General features: G+C 67.5%; 21 protein-coding genes. 13 read left to right on the top strand and 8 right to left on the bottom strand.

Annotated features, from left to right (window positions below; all coding sequences use genetic code 11):
• Positions 1-63: 63 nt before the first annotated feature.
• The gene (gene purT / locus IAE41_RS12785) at positions 64-1251 is read right to left on the bottom strand and encodes a formate-dependent phosphoribosylglycinamide formyltransferase (protein WP_108760153.1); all 1188 of its coding nucleotides are present in this window, start codon (positions 1249-1251) and stop codon (positions 64-66) included.
• 132 nt (positions 1252-1383) lie between these two features.
• Between purT and IAE41_RS12780 the strand changes: the two genes are divergently transcribed.
• The 6 genes from IAE41_RS12780 to IAE41_RS12755 are packed head-to-tail and all read left to right on the top strand — an operon-like array spanning position 1384 to position 5363.
• Entirely contained in the window at positions 1384-2265 is an 882-nt protein-coding gene (locus tag IAE41_RS12780; protein ID WP_200733377.1) for an SPFH domain-containing protein, read from the top strand.
• Between the two features lie 41 nt (positions 2266-2306).
• Positions 2307-2486: an Arc family DNA binding domain-containing protein gene (locus IAE41_RS12775; RefSeq protein WP_079221055.1), complete on the top strand. Its 180-nt coding sequence runs from the start codon at positions 2307-2309 to the stop codon at positions 2484-2486.
• On the top strand, positions 2483-2662 hold the full coding sequence (locus tag IAE41_RS12770; RefSeq protein WP_079221054.1) for a DUF4177 domain-containing protein: 180 nt from the start codon (positions 2483-2485) through the stop codon (positions 2660-2662). The genes IAE41_RS12775 and IAE41_RS12770 overlap by 4 nt, the downstream gene beginning before the upstream one ends.
• Positions 2663-2664: 2 nt before the next feature.
• Entirely contained in the window at positions 2665-3954 is a 1290-nt protein-coding gene (locus IAE41_RS12765) for an alpha/beta fold hydrolase (protein WP_200733376.1), read from the top strand.
• On the top strand, positions 3951-4544 hold the full coding sequence (locus tag IAE41_RS12760) for a hypothetical protein (protein ID WP_200733375.1): 594 nt from the start codon (positions 3951-3953) through the stop codon (positions 4542-4544). Before IAE41_RS12765 ends, IAE41_RS12760 begins: the two co-directional genes overlap by 4 nt.
• Before the next feature lie 9 nt (positions 4545-4553).
• Complete coding sequence (locus tag IAE41_RS12755) at positions 4554-5363, top strand: M15 family metallopeptidase (protein WP_200733374.1); 810 nt, start codon at positions 4554-4556, stop codon at positions 5361-5363.
• A 92-nt stretch (positions 5364-5455) separates the two neighbouring features.
• Here the strand turns inward: IAE41_RS12755 and IAE41_RS12750 are convergent, their stop codons facing one another.
• The 4 genes from IAE41_RS12750 to IAE41_RS12735 all read right to left on the bottom strand — a co-directional run bounded on the left by IAE41_RS12750 (position 5456) and on the right by IAE41_RS12735 (position 9068).
• Positions 5456-5827, bottom strand: coding sequence for a DUF423 domain-containing protein (locus tag IAE41_RS12750; protein WP_108746176.1), 372 nt, complete (start codon positions 5825-5827; stop codon positions 5456-5458).
• 101 nt (positions 5828-5928) lie between these two features.
• Positions 5929-7002, bottom strand: a complete 1074-nt coding sequence (locus tag IAE41_RS12745) for an SRPBCC family protein (protein ID WP_079221049.1) — start codon at positions 7000-7002, stop codon at positions 5929-5931.
• A gap of 231 nt (positions 7003-7233) precedes the next feature.
• The gene (locus IAE41_RS12740) at positions 7234-7875 is read right to left on the bottom strand and encodes a response regulator transcription factor (protein ID WP_108746175.1); all 642 of its coding nucleotides are present in this window, start codon (positions 7873-7875) and stop codon (positions 7234-7236) included.
• Positions 7875-9068 carry a sensor histidine kinase gene (locus IAE41_RS12735; RefSeq protein WP_200733373.1) on the bottom strand — a complete coding sequence of 398 codons (1194 nt, stop codon included), beginning with the start codon at positions 9066-9068 and terminating at the stop codon, positions 7875-7877. Before IAE41_RS12735 ends, IAE41_RS12740 begins: the two co-directional genes overlap by 1 nt.
• A gap of 151 nt (positions 9069-9219) precedes the next feature.
• On the opposite strand from IAE41_RS12735, the gene IAE41_RS12730 reads away from it, so the two are divergent.
• Genes IAE41_RS12730 through IAE41_RS12710 form a run of 5 tightly spaced genes read left to right on the top strand, consistent with a single transcriptional unit; the run spans position 9220 to position 12248 of the window.
• A complete protein-coding gene (locus IAE41_RS12730) occupies positions 9220-9816 on the top strand; it encodes a GNAT family N-acetyltransferase (RefSeq protein ID WP_079221046.1) in 597 nt (198 codons plus the stop codon).
• A gap of 8 nt (positions 9817-9824) precedes the next feature.
• The gene (minC, locus tag IAE41_RS12725) at positions 9825-10616 is read left to right on the top strand and encodes a septum site-determining protein MinC (protein WP_174214104.1); all 792 of its coding nucleotides are present in this window, start codon (positions 9825-9827) and stop codon (positions 10614-10616) included.
• A 35-nt stretch (positions 10617-10651) separates the two neighbouring features.
• Positions 10652-11461: a septum site-determining protein MinD gene (minD, locus tag IAE41_RS12720; protein ID WP_079221045.1), complete on the top strand. Its 810-nt coding sequence runs from the start codon at positions 10652-10654 to the stop codon at positions 11459-11461.
• A gap of 2 nt (positions 11462-11463) precedes the next feature.
• A complete protein-coding gene (gene minE / locus IAE41_RS12715; RefSeq protein ID WP_004148073.1) occupies positions 11464-11724 on the top strand; it encodes a cell division topological specificity factor MinE in 261 nt (86 codons plus the stop codon).
• 44 nt (positions 11725-11768) lie between these two features.
• A complete protein-coding gene (locus tag IAE41_RS12710; RefSeq protein ID WP_200733372.1) occupies positions 11769-12248 on the top strand; it encodes a hypothetical protein in 480 nt (159 codons plus the stop codon).
• A 79-nt stretch (positions 12249-12327) separates the two neighbouring features.
• Here IAE41_RS12710 and IAE41_RS12705 read toward each other — a convergent pair whose 3' ends face one another.
• From IAE41_RS12705 to IAE41_RS12695, 3 genes are all read right to left on the bottom strand, one after another.
• Complete coding sequence (locus IAE41_RS12705) at positions 12328-13557, bottom strand: DUF819 family protein (RefSeq protein ID WP_079221042.1); 1230 nt, start codon at positions 13555-13557, stop codon at positions 12328-12330.
• A gap of 150 nt (positions 13558-13707) precedes the next feature.
• Positions 13708-15786 carry a S9 family peptidase gene (locus IAE41_RS12700; protein ID WP_200733371.1) on the bottom strand — a complete coding sequence of 693 codons (2079 nt, stop codon included), beginning with the start codon at positions 15784-15786 and terminating at the stop codon, positions 13708-13710.
• A 202-nt stretch (positions 15787-15988) separates the two neighbouring features.
• The gene (locus IAE41_RS12695) at positions 15989-17953 is read right to left on the bottom strand and encodes an oligopeptide transporter, OPT family (RefSeq protein ID WP_200733370.1); all 1965 of its coding nucleotides are present in this window, start codon (positions 17951-17953) and stop codon (positions 15989-15991) included.
• Positions 17954-18152: 199 nt separating this feature from the next.
• Here IAE41_RS12695 and IAE41_RS12690 point away from each other — a divergent pair, with 199 nt between their 5' ends.
• Positions 18153-19301 carry a heparan-alpha-glucosaminide N-acetyltransferase domain-containing protein gene (locus tag IAE41_RS12690; RefSeq protein ID WP_200733369.1) on the top strand — a complete coding sequence of 383 codons (1149 nt, stop codon included), beginning with the start codon at positions 18153-18155 and terminating at the stop codon, positions 19299-19301.
• Between the two features lie 128 nt (positions 19302-19429).
• On the top strand, positions 19430-21184 hold the full coding sequence (locus IAE41_RS12685; RefSeq protein WP_200733368.1) for an oligopeptide:H+ symporter: 1755 nt from the start codon (positions 19430-19432) through the stop codon (positions 21182-21184).
• The last annotated feature ends 18 nt before the right edge of the window (positions 21185-21202 follow it).

Raw genomic sequence — 21202 nt, 5'->3', positions numbered from 1 at the left:
ACCCCGGGCCCCCCCCGTCCCCCCCCGCGGGGCGCCCGCGGGGCCGGCCCGGCCGCTACCGTTTTACGGGCGCAGTTCGACGCCGATGGCTTCGGCGGCATCCCGTGCGATCGAACGCGCTTCGTCGATGGTTTCCGCGCGCGCCAGGGTCACGCCCACGCGGCGGTGGCCATGCACGCTCGGCTTGCCGAACAGGCGCACGGCGGTATCCGGCACCTGCAGCGCGGCGGCCACGTTGTTGAAGTACGGCACGCCCTCGCCATGCGCCAACAGCGCGCACGAGGCCGACGGGCCGCTCTGGCGGATCACCGGAATCGGCAGGCCAAGGATGGCGCGTGCATGCAGGGCGAATTCGCTCAGTTCCTGCGAGACCAGGGTGACCAGGCCGGTGTCGTGCGGGCGCGGCGACACTTCGCTGAACCACACCTCGTCGCCCTTCACGAACAGCTCAACGCCGAACAGGCCCCAGCCACCGAGGTCGTCGGTGATCGCGCGCGAAATCTCTTCGGCACGCGCCAGCGCGGCGCTGGACATCGGCTGCGGCTGCCAGCTTTCGCGGTAGTCGCCGTCCTTCTGCAGATGGCCGATCGGCGCGCAGAACGAGGTGCCGCCGGCGTGGCGCACGGTCAGCAGGGTGATCTCGTAATCGAAGTCGATGAATCCTTCGACGATGCAGCGGCCGGCACCGGCGCGGCCACCGGTCTGCGCGTAGTCCCACGCCGGGGCGATGTCCGCCTCGCTGCGCAGGGTGCTCTGGCCCTTGCCCGAGGAGGACATCACCGGCTTGACCACGCACGGCAGGCCGATGGCGGCCACGGCGGCGCGGTACTCGGCTTCGGTATCGACGAAGCGGTACGGCGAGGTCGGCAGGCCCAGGGTTTCGGCAGCCAGGCGGCGGATGCCTTCACGGTCCATGGTCAGGCGTGCAGCGCGCGCGGTCGGGATCACCCGCAGGCCCTGCTCCTGTTCCAGCTGGACCAGGGTTTCGGTGTGGATGGCTTCGATTTCCGGCACCACCAGGTGCGGCTGCTCCTGGGCGATCAGCGCACGCAGCGCCATCGCATCGAGCATGTCGATCACGTGCGAGCGGTGCGCGACCTGCATCGCCGGCGCATCGGCATAGCGGTCGGCGGCAATCACTTCCACGCCCAGGCGCTGCAGTTCGATGGCCACTTCCTTGCCAAGTTCGCCCGAACCCAGCAGCAGTACGCGGGTAGCGGAGGGGGACAACGGGGTTCCAAGCTTGGCCATGGCGGGGGTCCGGCAGCGATGTGAAGGCGGGTGGGCATTCTAGCCGGTCTACCCCCGGCCAGCCGACGAACGGCACTTGCGGGCTGATATCAATTTGATATCTTCTCATCGAACCCTCAAGGACGTACCGCCATGAAAGAGAAGTCGCTCTCCTCCCCCAACGGCCTGGGCATGCTGGCCCTCGCCCTGCTGGTCGTACTGGCAGGCGGCGCGCTGTTCGTGCTCGGCATCGCGGCCAAGGCCAGCACCGGCTCGCCCAACCTGCTGATGCTGTTCGGCGGGCTGCTGATCGGCGCGCTGGCGCTGTTCGCCATGGCCGGCCTCTACACCGTGCAGCCCAACCAGGCCGCCGTGCTGAGCCTGTTCGGCAAGTACGTGGGTACCGTCAAGGACAACGGCCTGCGCTGGAACAACCCCTTCTACAGCAAGCGCCGGGTCAGCCAGCGCGTGCGCAACTTCGAAAGCGGCAAGCTGAAGGTCAACGAGCTGGACGGCAGCCCGATCGAGATCGCTGCGGTGATCGTCTGGCAGGTGATCGATGCCTCCGAGGCGGTCTACAACGTGGACGACTACGAAAGCTTCGTGCACATCCAGTCCGAATCGGCGCTGCGCGCGATGGCCACCAGCTACCCCTACGACCAGCATGAAGAAGGACAGCTGGCCCTGCGCAGCCACGCCAGCGAGATTTCCCTGCACCTGAAGAACGAGCTGGCCGAGCGCCTGGCCGATGCCGGCGTGCAGGTGATCGACGCGCGCATCAGCCACCTCGCCTACGCCGCCGAAATCGCCCAGGCGATGCTGCAGCGCCAGCAGGCCAACGCGGTCATCGCCGCCCGCACCCGCATCGTCGCCGGCGCGGTGGGCATGGTCGAGATGGCCCTGGCCGAACTGCAGAAGAACGGCGTTGTGCAGCTGGATGAGGAGCGCAAGGCACACATGGTCAGCAACCTGTTGACCGTGCTGTGCTCGGACCGTGGCACCCAGCCGATCGTCAACGCTGGTTCGCTGTACTGAACCTCGCAACGGGGCGCCCCACCGCCCCGCCAGGAGCTTGCATGAGTGAGAAGAAAGCCTATCCGCTGCGTATCAACGCCGATGTCCTGGCCGCCGCGCAGCGCTGGGCTGACGACGAGTTGCGCAGCCTCAACGCGCAGATCGAATACGTGCTGCGCGACGCCCTGCGCAAGGCAGGACGCCTGCCGAAACCCAAGCCATCGTCGGAGGACAAGGAATGAGCAAGCGTTGGAGCTACCTGACTGTCGAAGTCAAAACGTCGCTGATGGGCCTGCAGAAGCCGGAGGACATCCAGGCTGAGCTGAACCGCCAGGGCCAGCTCGGCTGGGAACTGGTCAACATCATCATCCCGGCGCCGATGCGCCCGGCCATGCTGGTCTTCAAGAAGGAGCAGTGACCATGCGCCTGCGCCCCACCCTGTTCGCCGTCGCACTGGCCGCCTTCAGCGGCGGCGCCCTGGCCGCCGAGCCGCAGCAGGTCGCCACGCAGCTGCTGGACCACCTGCAGGCCGGGCGCATCGCCGAGGCCGAAGCGATGTTTACCCCGAAGATGGCCAGCGCCGTGCCGGCCGAAAAGCTGCAGGGGCTGTGGCAGTCGCTGGGTGAACTGAAGCAGCGTGGCACCGCCCACAGCAGCGAGCAGCAGGGCATGCACCTGGTGGAAGTGCCGCTGCAGTTCGCCAGCGGCGCAGTGATCGCGCAGGTTGCGGTGGACGCGCAGGACAAGGTGGCCGGCCTGCTGCTGCGCCCTGCCCCGGCAGCCAAGGCAGCGCCGCCGCCGGCCGACGCGAACTACAGCGAGGCGGATTTCAGCGTGCCGCAGGCGCGCGGCGCATTGCCGGGCACGCTGGCCCTGCCCAAGGGCAAGGGCCCGTTCCCGGCCGTGGTACTGGTGCATGGCTCGGGCCCTCAGGACCGTGACGAAACCATCGGTGCCAGCCGCCCGTTCCTGGACATCGCACGCGGCCTGGCCGCACAGGGCATCGCCGTGCTGCGCTACGACAAGCGCACCTTTGCCCACCCGCAGGATTTCCGCGGCGGCAGCTTCACCGTCGATGATGAAACCACCGACGACGCCGTTGCGGCCCTTGCCGCACTCGCCGCCGATCCGCGCATCGATGGCCGCCGTGTCTTCGTGCTCGGCCACAGCCAAGGCGGCATGCTCGCCCCGCGCATCGCCAGCCGCTGGCCGCAGGCGCGTGGCGCGATCCTGTGGGCGGCACCGGCACGCACCCTGCTGGACCTGCTGCCCGAGCAGAACCGCTACCTGCTCGGCCTGGACGGTGACATCAGCGCGCCGGAACAGGCGTTCCTGGACCGGCTCGACGCGCAGATCGCCGCTGCCCGCGGCAGCGCCCCGGTCGCCGCCAGCGAACTGCCGCTGGGCGTGCCGCAGACGTTCTGGAAGAGCATCGAAGCGGTCAACGCACGTGGCGATGCCAAGGCGCTGCACAAGCCCCTGCTGATGCTGCACGGCGGTCGCGATTTCCAGGTGCCCGACGCCGATTGGCAGCTGTGGAAGCAGGCGCTGCAGGGCCGCAGGGATGTGCAGTGGCAGGCCTACCCGGCCCTGAACCATATCGGCGTGGCCGGCAGCGGCCCCAGCTCGCTGAAGGAGTACGCGCAGCCCGGGCATGTCGACGCAGCGCTGATTGCCGACGTGGCGCGCTGGGTGGAGGCGCAGCGATGAGCGGCAGCGATCCACGCACGTTCGACGTTGCCGAAAGTTCGCCGCTGTGCGTGCTGTGGATCCTCGGTCCGGTGCTGGTGGTCTTCGCCCTCTGTGTCTGCGCCGAACTGAAGGACGCGCCGGCCGATGCGCCATGGATGGAGATCACCCTGTCGCCGCCGTTCTTCCGGATGTGGGGCAGCGCGGCCTGGAGCCTGGCAACGCTGGTGCTGATCGGTGCCGGCCTGGGCGCCACGTTCTTCCGCCGCCGGGTCAGCCTGGACGGGGATGTGCTGGACGTGCGCTCGACGCTGTACCGGCGTCGTACGCCGGTCGCGCAGATGCAGCTGGATGAGGCCGAAGTGGTCGACCTCAGTCGTGACCGCCGCTATGGCCTGCGCCTGAAGACCAACGGCTACTCGATGCCGGGCTTCTATTCGGGGCACTTGCGACTGCAGGGAGGCAGCAAGGGCTTTGCCCTGGTCACCGACCGCCAGCACACGCTGGTGATTCCGGTGCGCGGCGGCAGCACCCTGCTGCTCAGCCTGGACCGGCCGCAGGCCCTGCTGGACGCACTGCGCAAGGTGGCTGCGACCGCGCCACCGCAGTAAGCTGCGGGCATGCACCGTCGCGCCCCCCTGCTGATCAACACCGAGGCCGTGGAACTGTGGCCGGCCGCCCTGCTGCGTGCGCGCAGCAACCTGGATGCGCGCCTGCTGGCGCGTGCGCGCTGGGTGCTGCGGCGCAAGCGCGATGGCCGCTACCTGGCCGCGGTGCTGCCACAGGGCGTGCACTCACTGGTGCCGCACCTGCCGCGCGAACCCGGCGTGGACGAAGCGCTGGCGCTGCTGGAGGGCGGCGCCGACGCGCGCCCGTTTGCGGCGCACCTGGAGGCGCAGTGGCTGCCGCTGTCCGGCCTGCAGCAGCGCCTGCAGCAGCTGGGGCTGGATGCAGGGCAGTATGCGCAGGACAGCGGCCTGGCCCTGGAGGCCGAACCGTGTGTGCTGCATTTCGCCGGTCGTGACCGCTTCGGCCGCCCGCTGTGGCTGCGCCGTGGCGCCGCGCAGGGCTGGCGGCGCATGCGCCTGCACGCCGCGCGCGACGGCGTGGCACTGGATGCGATCTCCGGCTTCCGCAGCCACGCCTACCAGCTGGGCATCTTCGAACGGAAGCTGGCCCGTGGCCTGGGCGTGGCGGACATCCTCAAGGTCAACGCGGCACCGGGTTTCAGCGAACACCACAGCGGCCATGCGCTGGACATCGGCACGCCGGGCGACGCGCCGGCCGAGGAAACCTTCGAGGCGACGGACGCGTTTGCCTGGCTGCAGGCGCACGCCGGCACCCATGGCTTCAGCCTGAGCTACCCGCGCGACAACCCGCACGGCATCGTCTACGAGCCGTGGCACTGGTGCTGGAACGGATCACTGTAGAGCCGAGCCCATGCTCGGCTGCTGCGCCGGCCCGATCAAACGCAGCCGAGCGTGGGCTCGGCTCTACAACGCGGCCGTAGTCGCAACGGCCGTCAGCGCCTCAGCGCATTGAACGCCAGCAGCACCCAGCCCGCCATCAACGTGGTGCCACCCACCGGTGCCAGCCGCGTCGGCCACTGCCACAGCGCCGCGCCGGCCAGGCTGCCGGAGAACAGCAGCACACCCAGCAGCAGCGCATACAGTCCCAGGTGGGCGATGGCCCCCTGTGCGCGCGGCCCCAGCGCCAGCAGCACCGCACCATGGGCGAAGGCATACAGCGCGGCCATGTTCAGATGCTGCTGGGCCAGCGGCTCGGCCACGCCGTGCGAGGCGTAGGCGGACAGGCCGATCGAGGCCGCCGCCAGCAGCGCGCCCAGGCAGGCCAGCAGGGAAGGCTTACGCGCGCGTCGTTCCGGATTGAACATCACTGCTCCTTGCGCAGCGCCCCACCGGGCGCAGATGAAAAAAAACGCGCCGCAGAAAGCGGCGCGTTTTCGTATCCAACATTACATGGGTCAGCCGAAGCTTACTTGACGGCCCAGTAGATGTCGTAGGTGCCTTCCGGGGTGAACGACTTGTCCAGACCGTCCTTCCAGGTTTCGTACGGGCGATCGATCACTTCCGAACCGTTGGTCACAGCCCAGGCACGCAGGGCATTGCGGGCAACGTCCAGGCCAGCCATGTGGCCGGTGTAGGCCGCGTGGGCCGAACGGTGCGCAGCAACGCGCTGGTACTTGACCGGTGCGCCACCGTCGATCTTGACGCTCAGTTCTTCAGCGCCGGTGCCTTCGGTACCCTTCTTCTTCACCGGCTGGGCGATGTCGAAGGCGTACTTCTCAGCACCGAAATCGGTGGTGATGATGCGGAACGGGCCAGCGGCTTCGAGGCCATTGGCATCCATCACGCGCTTGATCCACTCTTCGTTGTCCTTGATGGACTTGGTGATCGTCTCCTGGCCGCGATCGACGTTACCGGCGTTGACGACCAGCAGGTCCTCGGCCGGCACTTCCACGATGGCCAGATCGGTCAGCGGGGCTTCGGCAGTGCGGTAGTCGACGTTCGGCACGGTGGCCAGCATGTTCGCCATGCGCGACAGACCCATCTTGATGTCGTCGCCGATCTGGCGGCTGACATACAGGCCTGCGTAGCGGCCGAACAGGTCGAAGCCGTACTTCACCGAGTAATCCTGGGTGATCTTGACGTTACGGCCGCCCTTGCCGGTCGGCTCCAGGGTGAAGGTGGTGACCTTGTCGTGGCCCTTGGTCGGGTCTTCGATGGCGATCACAACGCGCTTGTTTTCTTCCGACTCGGTGATCTTCCAGGAACCGTTGCCCAGGTCCTTGGAGGAGAAGTCGAGCGTGGCACCCTTGCCGGAGGCCGGGCCGGACAGCTTCAGATCAACGGCGGGATCGCGCAGAACCAGCGGGTTCCAGTCCTTGAAGCGGCGCAGGCTGTTGACCGTGTCGTACACGATCGTCATCTTGCGGTTGGTCTCGATGCTTTCGGTGATGTGACGCTCGCCCGGCAGACAGACGCCAATAATGACGAACAGGCCAGCCACGATCCCCAAGGCGATCAGGAACTCGATAATACGGGTCATTCAGAGAGTCTCCGGGGCCGATCCCACGGCCGGGTTGATTGAAGCGAAGCGCCAATCCTAGCAGGCTTCGCAGGCATTGTTATCGGATTGGCGCACCGGTTTCCGTGCCGGCTGCGTATTTGTATGGACAAAGATTTTTAAGAGTAACGCATCCGGCCCCCCTGGATGTAGGGGGGCATTCTGGCCCGGCACCCGGGTTTCTTCCCAAGCCTTTGTCGTAAAAGGCTTTTTTCAGACCAGCTGGAGTTCGAACGCCTTCAGCACGGCGCGGGTGCGGTCGCGCACCCCCAGCTTGGACAGGATGTTGGACACGTGGTTCTTGATGGTCCCTTCGGCGACCCCCAGCGAATTGGCGATCTCCTTGTTGGAGAAACCGCTGGCCATCAGCCGCAGGATCTCCGTCTCGCGGTCGGTCAGCGGGTCCGGGCGGTCCAGGCTGACGAAATCGTTGCGCATGTGCTCCAGGCCCGACAGCAGGCGCTGGGTCACCGCCGGCTGCACCAGCGAGCCGCCGTCGGCCACGGTGCGGATGGCACCGACCAGCTGCGCCAGGGTGACGTCCTTGAGCAGGTAGCCCTTGGCACCGGCCTTCAGCCCGGCCAGCACCAGCTGGTCGTCGTCGAAGGTGGTGAGGATGATGGTCGGCGGCAGCTGTTCCTGGCGCGACAGCACCTGCAGCGCCTCCAGCCCGGACATCACCGGCATGCGCATGTCCATCAGGACCACGTCCGGACGCACCTGCGGAACCAGCTCGACGGCCTGGCGGCCATCGGCAGCCTCGGCCACCACCTCGATGCCGTCGTCGAGCGCCAGCAGGGAGCGGATTCCCTGCCGCACCAGGGTTTGGTCATCGACCAGGCAGACGCGAATCATCAACGCACTCCTTCAGGAACCTCGGTGAGGGCCGCCAGCACCGTTGCCGGTACCGTGGCCCGCAGGCGGAAGCCTTCGCCGGGGTGGGTATCCACCTGCAGCTGGCCGCCACATTGTTGCAGGCGTTCGCGCATGCCGCGCAAGCCATTGCCCGCATTGACCATTGCCGCGCCGACGCCGTCGTCGCTGGCCTCCACCACCACCCGACCCGGCGCCTCACGGTACACCCGGATCCACAGGTGGCGGGCCTGGGCGTGGCGCACCGCGTTGGTGATGATCTCCTGGGTGCAGCGCAGCAGCACGTGGGCGCGCTGCGGGTCTTCCACGTTCAGCGGCTCCTCCACGTCCAGCACGATGTCCAGCGAGGGCACATTCTCGGTGAGCGGGCGCAGCGCGGCGGCCAGGTCGATGGCACCGGTCTCGCGCAGCTGGCTGACCACCTCGCGCACGTTGCCCAGCAGCAGCTTGGCCAGGGTATGCGAGCGCTTTACGTGTTCCAGCGCCTGGCCCTCGGCCAGATGCCCGGCCACTTCCAGGTTCAGGGTCAGCGCGGTCAGCTGGTGGCCCAGCACGTCGTGCAGCTCGCGCGAGATGCGGGTGCGCTCGTTGACCCGCGCGCTCTCGGCCAGCAGGGCCCGGGTCGCACGCAGCTCGGCGTTCAGCCGGCGCTGCTCGTCGCGGGCCTCGGTCTGCTGCCGCGCTACCAGGCTGGTCACGAAGATGAACATGGAGAAGCCGCCGTACAGCAGCGACTGCATGACCGCCTCGAACAGCGGGAAGCGCAGCAGCATGTAGTAGACCGGCGCCACTGCCAGCTGGCTGACCAGCAGCCACAGCACGCCCAGCCGCACCGAGAGCATCCAGGGGATGACGCCGGCGGCCACCATCATCAGGATGCTGCCCAGGCCCGAGCCGCTGAGGAAGCTGACGCCAAGCGCCGAGACGGTGAGCAGCAGCAGCAGGCCGCGGTCCAGCCAGGTGGTGTGGCTGTCGCTGCGCAGCGAGCGGGTCAGCCGGAAGTAGGCCGCGCCGAAGGACAGGTAGGCCAGGAACAGCAGCACCGCCCAGCCGCCCATGTCGGCACGGGCGTGCAGGTTCTCGAACTGCGAATAGGCCAGGGGCAGGCCGACCATGACCCAGGTAAACAGGCCGGCCAGTCGCAGGACACGTGTATGGCTGAGGACTCCCAACATGCCAGCACTCTACGGTTGAACCCCGCCCGCTGCACTCTGGCGGAAGTCATGCCTGCCCTTCCCCCTGTTCATGCCGCAGCCCGCCCCGGGCATGCAATAATCGTGCGCAGGGTCCGTTGATGGACCAACCGCGTTACCCCACGGAGTCACAATGTCGATTGTCATCCGCGACGTGCGCGAGCACGAGCTCGATTCCGTCCTGGCTTTGAACAACAATGCTGGCCTGGCCATCCTTCCGCTGGATGCCGCACGCCTGCACCTGTTCTACGATACCGCTGAGTATTTCCGCGTCGCCGAGCGCGACGGCAACCTGGCCGGCTTCCTGATCGGCTTCGGCAGCGACAGCCAGCACGACAGCAGCAACTTCGCCTGGTTCAAGCAGCAGCTGGCCACCCCCTTCTTCTATATCGACCGCATCGTGGTCGCCAGCCGCCGTCGCGGTGGTGGCGTCGGCCGTGCGTTCTATGCCGATGCGCAGAGCTTTGCCGAGCTGCGCTACCCGCAGATGACCTGCGAGGTGTTCCTGGACCACGGCGCCGATGCCGCCCTGCTCTTCCACGGCAGCTTCGGCTTCCGCGAGCTGGGCCAGAACACCATGCCGCATGTCGACGTGCGCGCCAGCATGCTGGCCAAGGAACTGTGCAGCTACCCGTGGGTCCAGGAGACCTACGGTGGCAAGCTGCCGGATGTGGCATGGGCGCGTGACCGGCAGCTGCCGGTGCAGGCACAGCGGCCGACGGGGACCTGAGCGTGGCGGTGAATTTCGATTACGAACAGGCCGGTGAACTGAAGATCGGCCAGGTGGGCATTGCCAACCTGCGCATCCGTACCCTTGATGTCGAACGCCTCGTGCAGGAAATGCAGGAACGCGTGAACCGTGCGCCGAAGCTGTTCGGCCGCGCGGCGGTCATCCTCGATTTCGGGGGACTGAGCCAGGTGCCCGACGCGGCCACCGCGCAGGCGCTGGTGGATGGGCTGCGCAGCGCCGGCGTGCTGCCGGTGGCACTGGCCTATGGCACCACGGCGGTCGACCTGCTCTCGCAGCAGCTTGGCCTGCCCCTGCTGGCCAAGTTCCGCGCCCAGTACGAGCGCGCCGAGGCCGAACCGGCCCCGCCGCCGCCCGCGCCGCCCGCCGCCGAACCGCGTCGTGCCGCCAAGGCCGAACCGGCCCCGGCTCCGGTCGCCCCGGTAGGCAACGCCGCCGATGCGGCCGCCCCGCAGCCGGGCCGCATGCAGCTGGGCAACGTGCGCTCGGGCCAGCAGCTGTACGCGGAAAACTGCGACCTGACCGTGATGGCCACCGTCGGCGCAGGCGCCGAGGTCATCGCCGACGGCAGCATCCATATCTACGGGACCCTGCGCGGCCGCGCGCTGGCAGGGGCCCAGGGCAACACCGCGGCGCGTATTTTCTGCCGCGATTTCCATGCGGAACTGGTCGCCATTGCAGGCCATTACAAGGTACTGGACGATGTGCCGGACAACCTGCGCGGCAAGGCCGTGCAGGTGTGGCTGGAACAGGACCAGATCAAGATCGCTGCGCTGGACTGACGCAGCCCCCAAACAGAATCATCAGGAGAAGTCCTTTGGCTGAAATCATCGTAGTCACCTCCGGCAAGGGCGGCGTCGGCAAGACCACTTCCAGCGCGAGCCTGGCCTGCGGCCTCGCACGGCGCGGCAAGAAGGTGGCCGTGATCGACTTCGACGTCGGCCTGCGCAACCTCGACCTGATCATGGGTTGCGAGCGCCGCGTGGTGTACGACTTCGTCAACGTCGTGCACGGCGAAGCGACCCTCAAGCAGGCCCTCATCAAGGACAAGCGCTTCGACAACCTGTACGTGCTGGCTGCCTCGCAGACCCGCGACAAGGATGCGCTGACCCAGGAAGGCGTGGGCAAGGTCCTGAAGGACCTGGCCGCCGACGGCTTCGAGTACATCATCTGCGACTCCCCGGCCGGCATCGAGAAGGGCGCCTTCCTGGCGATGTACTTCGCCGACCGCGCCGTGGTGGTGGTGAACCCGGAAGTGTCCTCGGTGCGCGACTCGGACCGCATCATCGGCCTGCTGGATTCGAAGACCCACAAGGCCGAATCGGGCCAGAACGTGCCCGCCTTCCTGCTGCTGACCCGCTACACCCCGGTGCGCGTGGAAAGCGGCGAGATGCTGAGCATCGCCGACGTCGAGGAAGTGCTGGGCCTGAAGGCCATCGGCGTGATCCCCGAATCGGGCGACGTGCTCAATGCCTCCAACAAGGGCGAGCCGGTCATCCTGGACGGTGAATCGGCGGCCGGCCAGGCCTACGACGATGCCGTTGCACGCATCCTCGGCGAAGAGCGCCCGATGCGCTTCACCAACGTCGAGAAGAAGGGCTTCTTCAGCAAGCTGTTCGGAGGGTAAGCATGGGCCTGTTTGATTTCCTCAAAGCGAAGAAGACCACCGCCGAAACCGCCAAGAACCGCCTGCAGATCATCATCGCGCAGGAACGCAGCAACCGCGGTGGCCCGGACTACCTGCCGCTGCTGCAGCGCGAGCTGCTGGAAGTGATCAAGAAGTACGTGAACATCGACGTCGATGCGGTGAAGGTCGACCTGGTGAAGGATGGCCAGCACGATGTGCTGGACATCTCCGTGGCGCTGCCGGAAGGCCCGGACAAACCCTGATCCCCTGCCCCGCCCGTGCCTGCATGGGCGGGGCCGCATGACGCATGACCGACACCACGCCCGAACCGAACGTCACCCGCGTCGGCGATATCGCCTTCGCCGACGCGCAGCGTCTGCTCGCTGCGCATGGCCTGCTGCTGCACCACGTGGCGGACGGCGAGCCGATTCCCGGCAGCTATTGGGGCGAGCCCGAGGCCGGCATCATCGCCGACAACGTCTACGTGCGCGATGACACCCCCGTGCATTCGATGCTGCACGAAGCCTGCCACCTGATCGTATTGCCGCCGGAGCGGCGCGCGCAGGTGCATACCGACGCCACCGATTCGGTGCCGGAGGAAGACGCCACCTGCTACCTGCAGATCGTGCTGGCCGGCCAGCTGCCCGGCGTGGGCAGCGAGCGGCTGATGGCCGACATGGATGCGTGGGGATATACGTACCGGCTGGGATCGACGAAGGCGTGGTTCGAGCAGGATGCCGAAGACGCGCGTGCGTGGTTGATCGAACGCGGGTTGCCGGTGGCGTAAAGCATCCACGCATGGCGTGGCTCTACTGTAGAGCCGAGCCCATGCTCGGCTGCGCATATGCGCCGAAGAATGACGAAGATCACCCCTGCCCGGCCAGCGCGCGCAGGGTGATGCCGACGATGTAGGCCAGGTACGTGCCGGTGGCATAGCCCATCGTGCCCAGCAGCACGCCCACCGGCGCCAGCGCCGGGTGGAACGCCGCAGCCACCACCGGCGCCGAAGCCGGGCCGCCGATGTTCGACTGCGAACCGATGGCGAAATAGAAGAACGGCACCTTCAGCACCTTGCCCAGGCACCACAGCAGGGCGATGTGCACGGCGATCCAGATGATGCCCAGCAGGAACAGCCACGGGCGGTCCAGCAGCGCCAGCAGGTCCATCTGCATGCCGATGCAGGCAATCAGGAAATACAGCAGCAGCGAGCCCAGGCGCGAGGCGCCGGCCCCTTCCAGGGTGCGCGCACGGGTGAAGCTCAGGCTCAGGCCCAGCGTGGTGGACAGCACCACCACCCAGACGAACGGCGCATCCAGGCTGAACTGCGATGCCCAGCTGACATGTACCTTAAACCATGCCGCCAGCGGCGCGCCGATGGCGTGCGACAGACCGACGCCGCCGAAGGCCACCGCGACGATCAGCATCAGGTCGGTGAGGCTGGGAATGCGCTCGTGCTCGGCCTGGAAGCGCGCGATGCGCTCCTTCAGTTCATCGATGGCCGAGGTGTCGGCGCCGCTTCGCGCATCGATCTTCGCCGCGCGCCCGGCCAGGAAGATCAGCGCGGCCATCCACACATAGCCCACGCCGACATCGACCACCGCGAACTGGCCGAAGGTGGTCGCGTTGACGTCGAACACTTCGCGCATGGCCAGCATGTTGGCGCCACCGCCGATCCAGCTGCCGGCCAGCGCGGCCATGCCGGCCCAGGTATCGCCGGCCACGGTTTCAGGATGGATCGCGCGCATCACCAGGAAGGCCACCACCGCGCCGAGCATGATGCTGGCCGAGGCGCCCAGGTACATCAGCACCAGCTTCGGTCCCAGCCGCAGGATGCCCTTGATGTCCACCGCCAGGGTGAGCAGGATCAGCGCTGCCGGCAGCAGGATGTCGCGCGCGATCGGGTTGTAGAGCTTGGTGTTCTGCCCGTCGATGAGACCGACGGTGTTATAGATGCCGGGAATGAGGTAGCACAGCAGCAGCGCTGGCACGAAGGTGTAGAAGCGCTTCCACGCACCCTGTTCGCGCGAGGCGGTCCAGAACACGGCGCCGAGGGTGGCGGCGATCAAACCGAAGACGACGATGTCGTTCTGGATCATGCAGGCGCTCTTGTAGAGCCGAGCCATGCTCGGCTGCTGTTGGCAAAAGGCGTGCCCCCCAACGGTCGGCACCCACCAGTAAAGCGGATGGCGGCCACCACCCACCGGCGAAAACGAAAGCGCCGCCCCGAAGGGCGGCGCCGGTAACGCTTATTCGCCGATGTGCTGCTTCAGCCAGGCGTTGACGGTGTCATGCCACAGGATGCTGTTGTTCGGCTTCAGCACCCAGTGGTTCTCGTCCGGGAAGTACAGGAACTTCGATTCGATGCCCTGGCGCTGGGCAGCAGTGAATGCGGCCAGGCCCTGCTCGACCGGAATGCGGAAGTCCTGCTGGCCGTGGATGACCAGGATCGGCTTCTTCCACTCGGCCACGTGGTTGACCGGGTTGAACTTCTCGAAGTTGGCCGCCTTCTCGTACGGCGTGCCGCCCTGCTCCCACTCGGTGAACCACAGTTCTTCGGTGGCGTAGCCCATCATGCGCTGGTCGAACACGCCGTCGTGGTTGACCAGGCACTTGAACGGGCTGTTCCAGTTGCCGGCGATCCAGTTGACCATGAAGCCGCCGTAGCTGGCGCCCAGTGCGCAGGCCTTATCACCGTTGAGGAAGGAATACTTCTTCAGCGCCGCGCTCCAGCCCTTCTGCAGGTCTTCCAGCGGGCGGTCGCCCCAGTGCTGGCTGATCGCATCGGTGAAGGCCTGGCCGTAGCCGGTGGAACCGTGGAAATCGATCATGACCACGGCGTAGCCCTGGCCGGTGTAGGTCTGCGGGTTCCAGCGGTAGCTCCAGCCGTTGCCGAAGCTACCCTGCGGGCCGCCGTGGATGAGGAACGCGACCGGGTAGGACTTGCCTTCCTGGTAGTTGTGCGGCTTGACCACGTAGCCGTGCACGGTGTCGTTGTTCCAGCCCTTGAACTCGAACTGTTCGAAGTCGCCGAAGCTGACGTCCTTCAGCACGTCGCCGGCGGCCGGGGTCAGCGCGCGCAGTTCGCCGATCGGCTGGCCGGCAGCCGGCAGCATGCCGACCAGGACCTGGTCATTGCTCTTCAGGCTGTTGCGGGTGATGGCCACACTGTTGCCGGCCACGCTGACCGCAGACACGGTGCCATCGCCGATGACCTTGGTGGCCTTGCCGCTGGCCACGTCGATCTGGAACAGAGGGTGCTCGCCCAGGTCGTCGGTGGTGGTGTAGATGCTGGCGCCATCGGCGGAGAGGTTGATCTCACCGGCCGAACGATCCCACTGCGGGGCGATCTCGCGGGTCTTGCCGGTGGCCACGTCCATCGCCATCAGGCCGAAGCGGTCGGCTTCGAAGCCCGGCCGCTTCATGGCGCGGTAGAACAGGGTCTTGCCATCGGCGCTGAACACCGGGCCGGCATCCCAGGCGGGGTTGGCGGCGGTCAGGTTGACCGGCGCCTGCTTGCCGGCGGCATCGAAGCGGTACAGGTCGAAGTTGGTCGACCACGGTTCCTGCTTGCCGGCCACGCGGATGCTGGCCACCACGCTGGCGCCGTCCGGCGACCAGGTGAAATCGTCATTGCCGCCGAACGGCTTGGACGGTGCGTCGCCGTCGATGGTCGCGCTCAGCGCCGAGGCGCCCTTCACCGGGCCGGCCTTGGCCGCCGGCAGCGGGGCCACGAACAGGGTGTTGCGGCGGCCATCGTTCCAGGTGTCCCAATGGCGCACGAACAGCGAATCGAAGACCTTGCCGCTGGCCTTGGCATCGGCCACGTCCTTGAGCTTCTTCTCGGTGCAGGCCAGGTCCGAGGCACAGGCCTGGAACACGCCGGCGCTGAAGAGCACGCGGTCGTCCTGCGGCGAGACGTGGTAGCTGTCCACGTCCACCGCGAAATCGGTCAGCTGGCGCGGGGTGCCGCCGCTGAGGGCCTGTGCGTACAGCTGCTGGCTGCCGTTCTTGGCGCTGAGGAAGTACACGGTCTGGCCGTCGGCCGAGAGCGAAGCCGAGTTGACGTTCCAGCCGGCCGGGGTGATCTGCTTCGGCGGTGCCGCATCGCGGGTGCGCAGGTTGCGCGCGAACAGCGCGGTGCTGGACTTGAGGTTGGCATCGGTGCTGCGCTTGGCAAACACCACGGTGCCGCCGTCGGCGGTCAGGACCGGGGCGGAGACGCGATCCATGGCCACCATGTCGCGGACTTCCAGGCCACGGGCAGCGGCGACGCTGGGCAGGGCGGCCAGCAGGCTCAGTGGCAGCAGGGCATGACGCAGTTTCATCGAGGTCTCCGCAGGACGGCAAAAAACCGATGGTAGGCCCGTGCGGGCGGGGCTGCCAAGGCCATCGGTCATGGCCGCCCGGCCGGGGTTGCCGCGCCGCCAGAAAAAGCAAACCGCGCCGTAGCGCGGTCTGCGGTAGTGCCGGCCGCTGGCCGGCAATCTGCCTGGGTTGCCGGCGAGCGGCCGGCACTACCCCATTCTCTTACGCCATGGCGCGCTTGCCGGTGCGGTAGATCAGCAGGCCCACCAGGAACAGCACGGCCAGGCCGAACCACTGCGCGGCCGGCAGGTGGAACGGCAGGGCCAGCACGTCGGCGCGGCTGCTGACCACGATCGGCACGGCAATGGCGATACCCATCAGGGCCTCGCCGGTGATCAGGCCGGCGGCGAACAGCACGCCCGGCTTGTGCACGCGGTCGCGGCCTTCTTCGTCATCGCCACGCACCTTGTGGAAGCGCTCGACCAGGTAGGCGATCAGGCCACCCAGGAAGATCGGCACCATCAGTTCCAGCGGCAGGTAGATACCGATGGCGGCGGCCAGCACCGGCACGCGGAAGCGCGAATTGCGCGACTTCAGCCAGCTGTCGAAGGCGATGATGACCGCACCGACCACGGCACCGATGCCGATGAAGGTCCACGGCAGTTCGCCACCGAACAGGCCCTTGGCCACCGACGCCATCAGGTTCGCCTGCGGGGCGGCCAGCGCGTTCGGGTGCAGCTCGGACTTCACGCCGATGCCGTAGGCGGTCGCCAGCAGGTTCAGCACCGGGGCCATGATCAGCGCGCACGAGAACGCGCCGATGCCCAGCATCAGCTGCTGCTTCCACGGGGTGGCACCGATGATGTAGCCGGCCTTGAGGTCCTGCAGGTTGTCACCGCCCACCGCGGCGGCGCAGCAGACCACCGCGCCGATCATGATGGCGGCCACCGCACCCAGCGGCGCACCACCGGCACCGACCGGCTTGAGGCCGTCGGCGCCCAGCAGCACCACCAGCACGGCCGAAGCGAACAGGATGGTGGAGATGGTGATGCCCGAGACCGGGTTGTTGGACGAACCGATCAGGCCGGCCAGGTAAGCCGAGACCGATACGAACAGGAAGCCGGCGACGATCATGATGATGGTCATCGGGATCGACACGTGCCACTGGCCGACGATGGCCTGGTACAGGGCCAGCAGCGGCAGCACGAAGACCACCAGGGCCACCAGCATCCACTTCATCGGCAGGTCGCGTTCGGTGTGGTCCAGCACGGGGCCGCCACTCTTGCGCGCGGCGGCAAAGCCGCTCTTGACGCCGTTCAGCAGCGACTTGCGCAGCGAGATCAGGGTCCAGATGCCGCCGATCAGCATCGCGCCGACGCCGAGGTAGCGCATCTTCGCGCCCCAGATGGCGAACGCGGCCTCGGTGGACGAGGCGGCGGCGACCGACGCGGCCAGGGCCGGATAGGTGTTCATGAAGAACGCCTGGTAGATCGGGATGGCGATGTGCCAGGTCAGGATCGAACCGGACACGACCACGATGCCGACGTTCAGGCCAACGATGTAGCCCACGCCCAGCAGGGCCGGCGACAGGTTGGTGCCGATGAAGGCGGTGATCTTGGAGCTGCCGACGTAGGCCGAGGTCGACCAGGCATCGGGGATCAGGCGCAGGCCGCTTTCGGCGGCCAGCTTGACGAAGGCGCCGATGACAGCCGACAGGCCGAGGATCTTCAGGCCCGGGCCGGGGTTCTCACCGGCCTTGAGCACTTCGGCCGCGGCCTTGCCTTCCGGGAACGGCAGCGGGTCTTCGACGATCATCGAACGGCGCAGCGGCACCGAGAACAGCACGCCCAGCAGGCCGCCCAGGCCGGCGATGCCCAGCACCCACCAGTATTTGAAGTCCGGCCAGTAGCCCATGATGACCAGCGCCGGGATGGTGAAGATGACACCGGCGGCGATGGACGAACCGGCCGAGGCGCCGGTCTGGACGATGTTGTTTTCGAGGATGGAACCACCGCCCAGCAGGCGCAGCACGCCCATGGAAATGACCGCCGCGGGAATGGCGGTGGCGATGGTCAGGCCTGCGAACAGACCGAGATAGGCGTTGGCCGCCGACAGCACCACCGCCAGCACGATGGCCAGGGCCACTGCGCGGAAGGTGAGCTGCTTGGGCGCAGCGTCATGGTTCATGGAAGCCCCTGCTGGCAAAAAATCCCTGCCACGCTAGCGTTCAGGGCAGAGCAAGTCCAGCGTGCCAAAGGATGGGGCCGGGTGCTGCAGTGCAACGGCCGCGGACGTGCACAGGCAACCGGCCGATGCAGCAAAGCCGGACTGGCCGCCCTGCAAATGATATGTTATATCTTTATGTTGTACCCAGCCGTTGCTCCACATGCCCCCTTCCCCCTCCCCACGGCTGGCCTCCATCGACCAGCTGCGCGGCACCGTCATGCTGCTGATGCTGCTTGACCACGTGCGCGAAACCTTCTTCCTGCAGCACCAGGTCGGCGACCCGATGGATGCGGCCAGCGTGTCCCCTGCCCTGTTTGCCTGCCGCCTGCTGGCGCACCTGTGCGCCCCGGTGTTCGTGCTGCTCACCGGCCTGTCGGCGTGGCTGTACGGCCAGCGCCAGGCCGACCCGCGCCGCGCCATCGCCGCCTTCCTGCTCAAGCGCGGCCTGTTCCTGGTCGTGCTGGAACTGACCCTGGTCAACTTCGCCTGGACCTTCCAGTTCCCGCCGGACACGCTGTACCTGCAGGTGATCTGGGCCATCGGCCTGAGCATGATCGCGCTGGCCGGCCTGCTGTGGCTGCCGCGCCCGGCGCTGCTGGTGCTGGGCGTGCTGCTGGTGGCCGGCCACAACCTGTTCGATGGCGTGCGCGTGGAAGGCAACGGCGTGCTGGCCGTGCTGTGGAAAGTGCTGCACCAGCGCGACTGGATCGAGACCGGCGTGCTGCGCCTGCGCACGTCCTACCCGGTACTGCCGTGGATCGGCGTGATCGTGCTGGGCTACCTGCTGGGGCCGTGGTTCGCCCGCGACCGCGACCCGGTGCAGCGCCAGCGCTGGCTGCTGTGGGCCGGGCTGGGCGCACTGGCGGCCTTCGCCCTGCTGCGCCTGGCCAACGGTTACGGCGAAGCGCCGTGGCAGCACCAGGACAGCGTCCTGCGCACCTGGATGAGCGTGTTCAACGTGACCAAGTACCCGCCGTCGCTGCAGTTCCTGCTGCTGACCCTGGGCGTGGGCCTGCTGCTGCTGCGCCTGTACGAATGGCCGCCGGTGGCCGGCGCCCTGCGCCCGCTGGCCGACATCGGTGCGGCGCCGATGTTCTTCTACCTGCTGCACCTGTACGTGCTGAAGCTGCTGTACGTGGCCGCGCTGGCCATCTGGGGGCCCACCCACGGCAGCCTGTACGCGCTGGATTCGGTGGCCGGCCTGCTGCTGGTGGCCTGCGCGCTGGCGGTGGCGATGTACCCGCCGACGCTGCTGTTTGGCCGGTTCAAGGCGCGCCGCCGCGACCTGGCCTGGCTGCGGTACCTGTAATCGACCGCGCGTGATGAGCCCCATCCACGCATGGCGTGGATCTACTGGGGCTGCCGGGCGATGCCCGGCGTTGCGTAGAGCCGCTGGGCATGGCCCGGCGCTACCCGGCACACGCCTATAATCCGCCGATGAATTCTGCCGCTATCGCTTCCGACGACTTCCTCGGCCACCCGAAAGGCGTCTACGTCTGCTTCTTCACCGAAATGTGGGAGCGCTTCTCCTTCTACGGGATGAAGGCGCTGCTGCTGCTCTACCTCACCAAGTACCACCTGTTCGGCGACAAGGCCGGCCTGGACCTGCTCGGTGCCTATGGCGGCCTGGTCTACTGCATCCCCGTGTTCGGCGGCATGCTCGCCGATCGCTGGCTGGGCATGCGCCGGGCGGTGCTGTTCGGCGGCATCCTGCTGGTGCTGGGCCACCTGGGCATGGCCTTCGAGGGCCATGCCGCGTACCGGGTCAATGGTGAGGTGGTGCGCGATACCTCGGCGCTGGCCGTGACCTACCTGTCGCTGGCGCTGATCATCATGGGCGTCGGCTTCCTCAAGCCGAACATCTCCACCATCGTCGGCAAGCTCTACCCGCAGGACGACCCGCGCCGCGATTCGGGCTTCTCGCTGTTCTATGCCGGCATCAACCTCGGCGCGCTGTTCTCCTCGCTGGTCTGCGGTTTCCTCGGCGAGGCCTATGGCTGGAAGTACGGCTTCGGCGCGGCCGGCATCGGCATGCTGGCCGGCCTGGCCATGTTCCTGTGGGGCCAGAAGTACCTGCAGGGCCACGCCGAACCGCCGCAGCCGGCCGCACTGAAGCAGAAGGTGCTGGGCCTGCCGCGCGAATGGCTGATCTATCTGTGCGCCGTGATCGGCGTGCTGCCGGTGGCGTGGCTGATGTGGGCCGCCGGCAACGGCGCGTTCGCGCTGGGCGGTGAAATCAGCCTGGCGCTGATGCTGATGCTGGTCGTGCTGGGCGGCGTGCTGGTCTGGTTCGCCTGGTTCACCGGCACGAAATGCACGCCGGTGCAGCGCCAGCAGATGATCGCGCTGATGGTGCTGATCTTCATGGCGCTGGTGTTCTTCACGATGTACGAGCAGTCCTACGGCTCGTGGGTCACCTTCACCGACCGCCTGCTGACCAAGGACATCGTGCCGGCGCTGGTCATCACCGGCGGCACCCCGCTGCCGTGGTCGATCGTCTCGCTGCTGCTGGCACCGCTGGGCTTCGTGGTCAGCGCGCGCCTGTCCGAGCGCCGTCCGGGCTCGAACGCACCGCGCGCGTTCTTCATCGCCATCGTGGCGCTGATGCTGGTGCTGCTGGTGCGCGACTGCCTGGTGATTCCGCAGACCGCCGGCTCGCTGACCTACCTCGGCGGCCTGTTCCTGGTGCTGCTGGCGCCGGCCTTCGCCGCACTGTGGACGTGGATGGACCGCCGCGGCTGGGAGCCGGGCAAACCGGTGAAATCGGCCTGGGGCCTGGTGATCGGTGCGCTCTCATTCGTTCCGCTGGCACTGGCCGCACAGCAGGTGGGCGCTACCGGCGAGATGGCCAGCGTGTGGTGGCTGGTGCTGGCCTACTTCCTGCTGGCCAGCGGTGAGATGTGCCTGTCGCCGGTCGGCCTGTCCGCGGTGACCCAGCTGGCGGTGCCGCGGGTGATGAGCCTGATGATGGGCACCTGGTTCCTGGCCACTGCGTTCTCGGAAACGCTGGCCGCGCTGTTCGGCAAACTGGCCGCGATCGAGGTGCCGGAAGGCGAATCGCTGGACAGGGTGGCTGCCGCCGGGGCGTACGCGCACCTGTTCTGGCTGCTGATGTGGATCGGCCTGGGCTGTGCGGTGCTGGCCTTCATCGCCGCGCCACTGCTGAAGCGGATGATGCACGGGGTGAAGTAACCCCGTGCACCGGCGCCC

The organism is Stenotrophomonas sp. S39, from assembly GCF_016624665.1.
In the GTDB taxonomy this organism is placed as follows: domain Bacteria; phylum Pseudomonadota; class Gammaproteobacteria; order Xanthomonadales; family Xanthomonadaceae; genus Stenotrophomonas.
The sequence above is the reverse complement of the archived record's forward strand: the minus strand, read 5'-3'. Positions and strand labels throughout refer to the sequence as shown.

Bases quoted from the DNA above. Each gene is read 5' to 3' on its own strand.
- IAE41_RS12755 (WP_200733374.1), top strand. From the start codon at position 4,554: ATGCACCGTCGCGCCCCCCTGCTGATCAACACCGAGGCCGTGGAACTG.
- IAE41_RS12735 (WP_200733373.1), bottom strand. From the start codon at position 9,068: ATGTTGGGAGTCCTCAGCCATACACGTGTCCTGCGACTGGCCGGCCTG.
- minE (WP_004148073.1), top strand. From the start codon at position 11,464: ATGGGCCTGTTTGATTTCCTCAAAGCGAAGAAGACCACCGCCGAAACC.
- IAE41_RS12690 (WP_200733369.1), top strand. From the start codon at position 18,153: ATGCCCCCTTCCCCCTCCCCACGGCTGGCCTCCATCGACCAGCTGCGC.
- IAE41_RS12775 (WP_079221055.1), top strand. From the start codon at position 2,307: ATGAGTGAGAAGAAAGCCTATCCGCTGCGTATCAACGCCGATGTCCTG.
- IAE41_RS12700 (WP_200733371.1), bottom strand. From the start codon at position 15,786: ATGAAACTGCGTCATGCCCTGCTGCCACTGAGCCTGCTGGCCGCCCTG.
- IAE41_RS12765 (WP_200733376.1), top strand. From the start codon at position 2,665: ATGCGCCTGCGCCCCACCCTGTTCGCCGTCGCACTGGCCGCCTTCAGC.
- IAE41_RS12780 (WP_200733377.1), top strand. From the start codon at position 1,384: ATGAAAGAGAAGTCGCTCTCCTCCCCCAACGGCCTGGGCATGCTGGCC.
- IAE41_RS12770 (WP_079221054.1), top strand. From the start codon at position 2,483: ATGAGCAAGCGTTGGAGCTACCTGACTGTCGAAGTCAAAACGTCGCTG.
- IAE41_RS12745 (WP_079221049.1), bottom strand. From the start codon at position 7,002: ATGACCCGTATTATCGAGTTCCTGATCGCCTTGGGGATCGTGGCTGGC.
- IAE41_RS12705 (WP_079221042.1), bottom strand. From the start codon at position 13,557: ATGATCCAGAACGACATCGTCGTCTTCGGTTTGATCGCCGCCACCCTC.
- purT (WP_108760153.1), bottom strand. From the start codon at position 1,251: ATGGCCAAGCTTGGAACCCCGTTGTCCCCCTCCGCTACCCGCGTACTG.
- IAE41_RS12685 (WP_200733368.1), top strand. From the start codon at position 19,430: ATGAATTCTGCCGCTATCGCTTCCGACGACTTCCTCGGCCACCCGAAA.
- IAE41_RS12710 (WP_200733372.1), top strand. From the start codon at position 11,769: ATGACCGACACCACGCCCGAACCGAACGTCACCCGCGTCGGCGATATC.
- IAE41_RS12695 (WP_200733370.1), bottom strand. From the start codon at position 17,953: ATGAACCATGACGCTGCGCCCAAGCAGCTCACCTTCCGCGCAGTGGCC.
- IAE41_RS12760 (WP_200733375.1), top strand. From the start codon at position 3,951: ATGAGCGGCAGCGATCCACGCACGTTCGACGTTGCCGAAAGTTCGCCG.
- IAE41_RS12750 (WP_108746176.1), bottom strand. From the start codon at position 5,827: ATGTTCAATCCGGAACGACGCGCGCGTAAGCCTTCCCTGCTGGCCTGC.
- IAE41_RS12740 (WP_108746175.1), bottom strand. From the start codon at position 7,875: ATGATTCGCGTCTGCCTGGTCGATGACCAAACCCTGGTGCGGCAGGGA.
- IAE41_RS12730 (WP_079221046.1), top strand. From the start codon at position 9,220: ATGTCGATTGTCATCCGCGACGTGCGCGAGCACGAGCTCGATTCCGTC.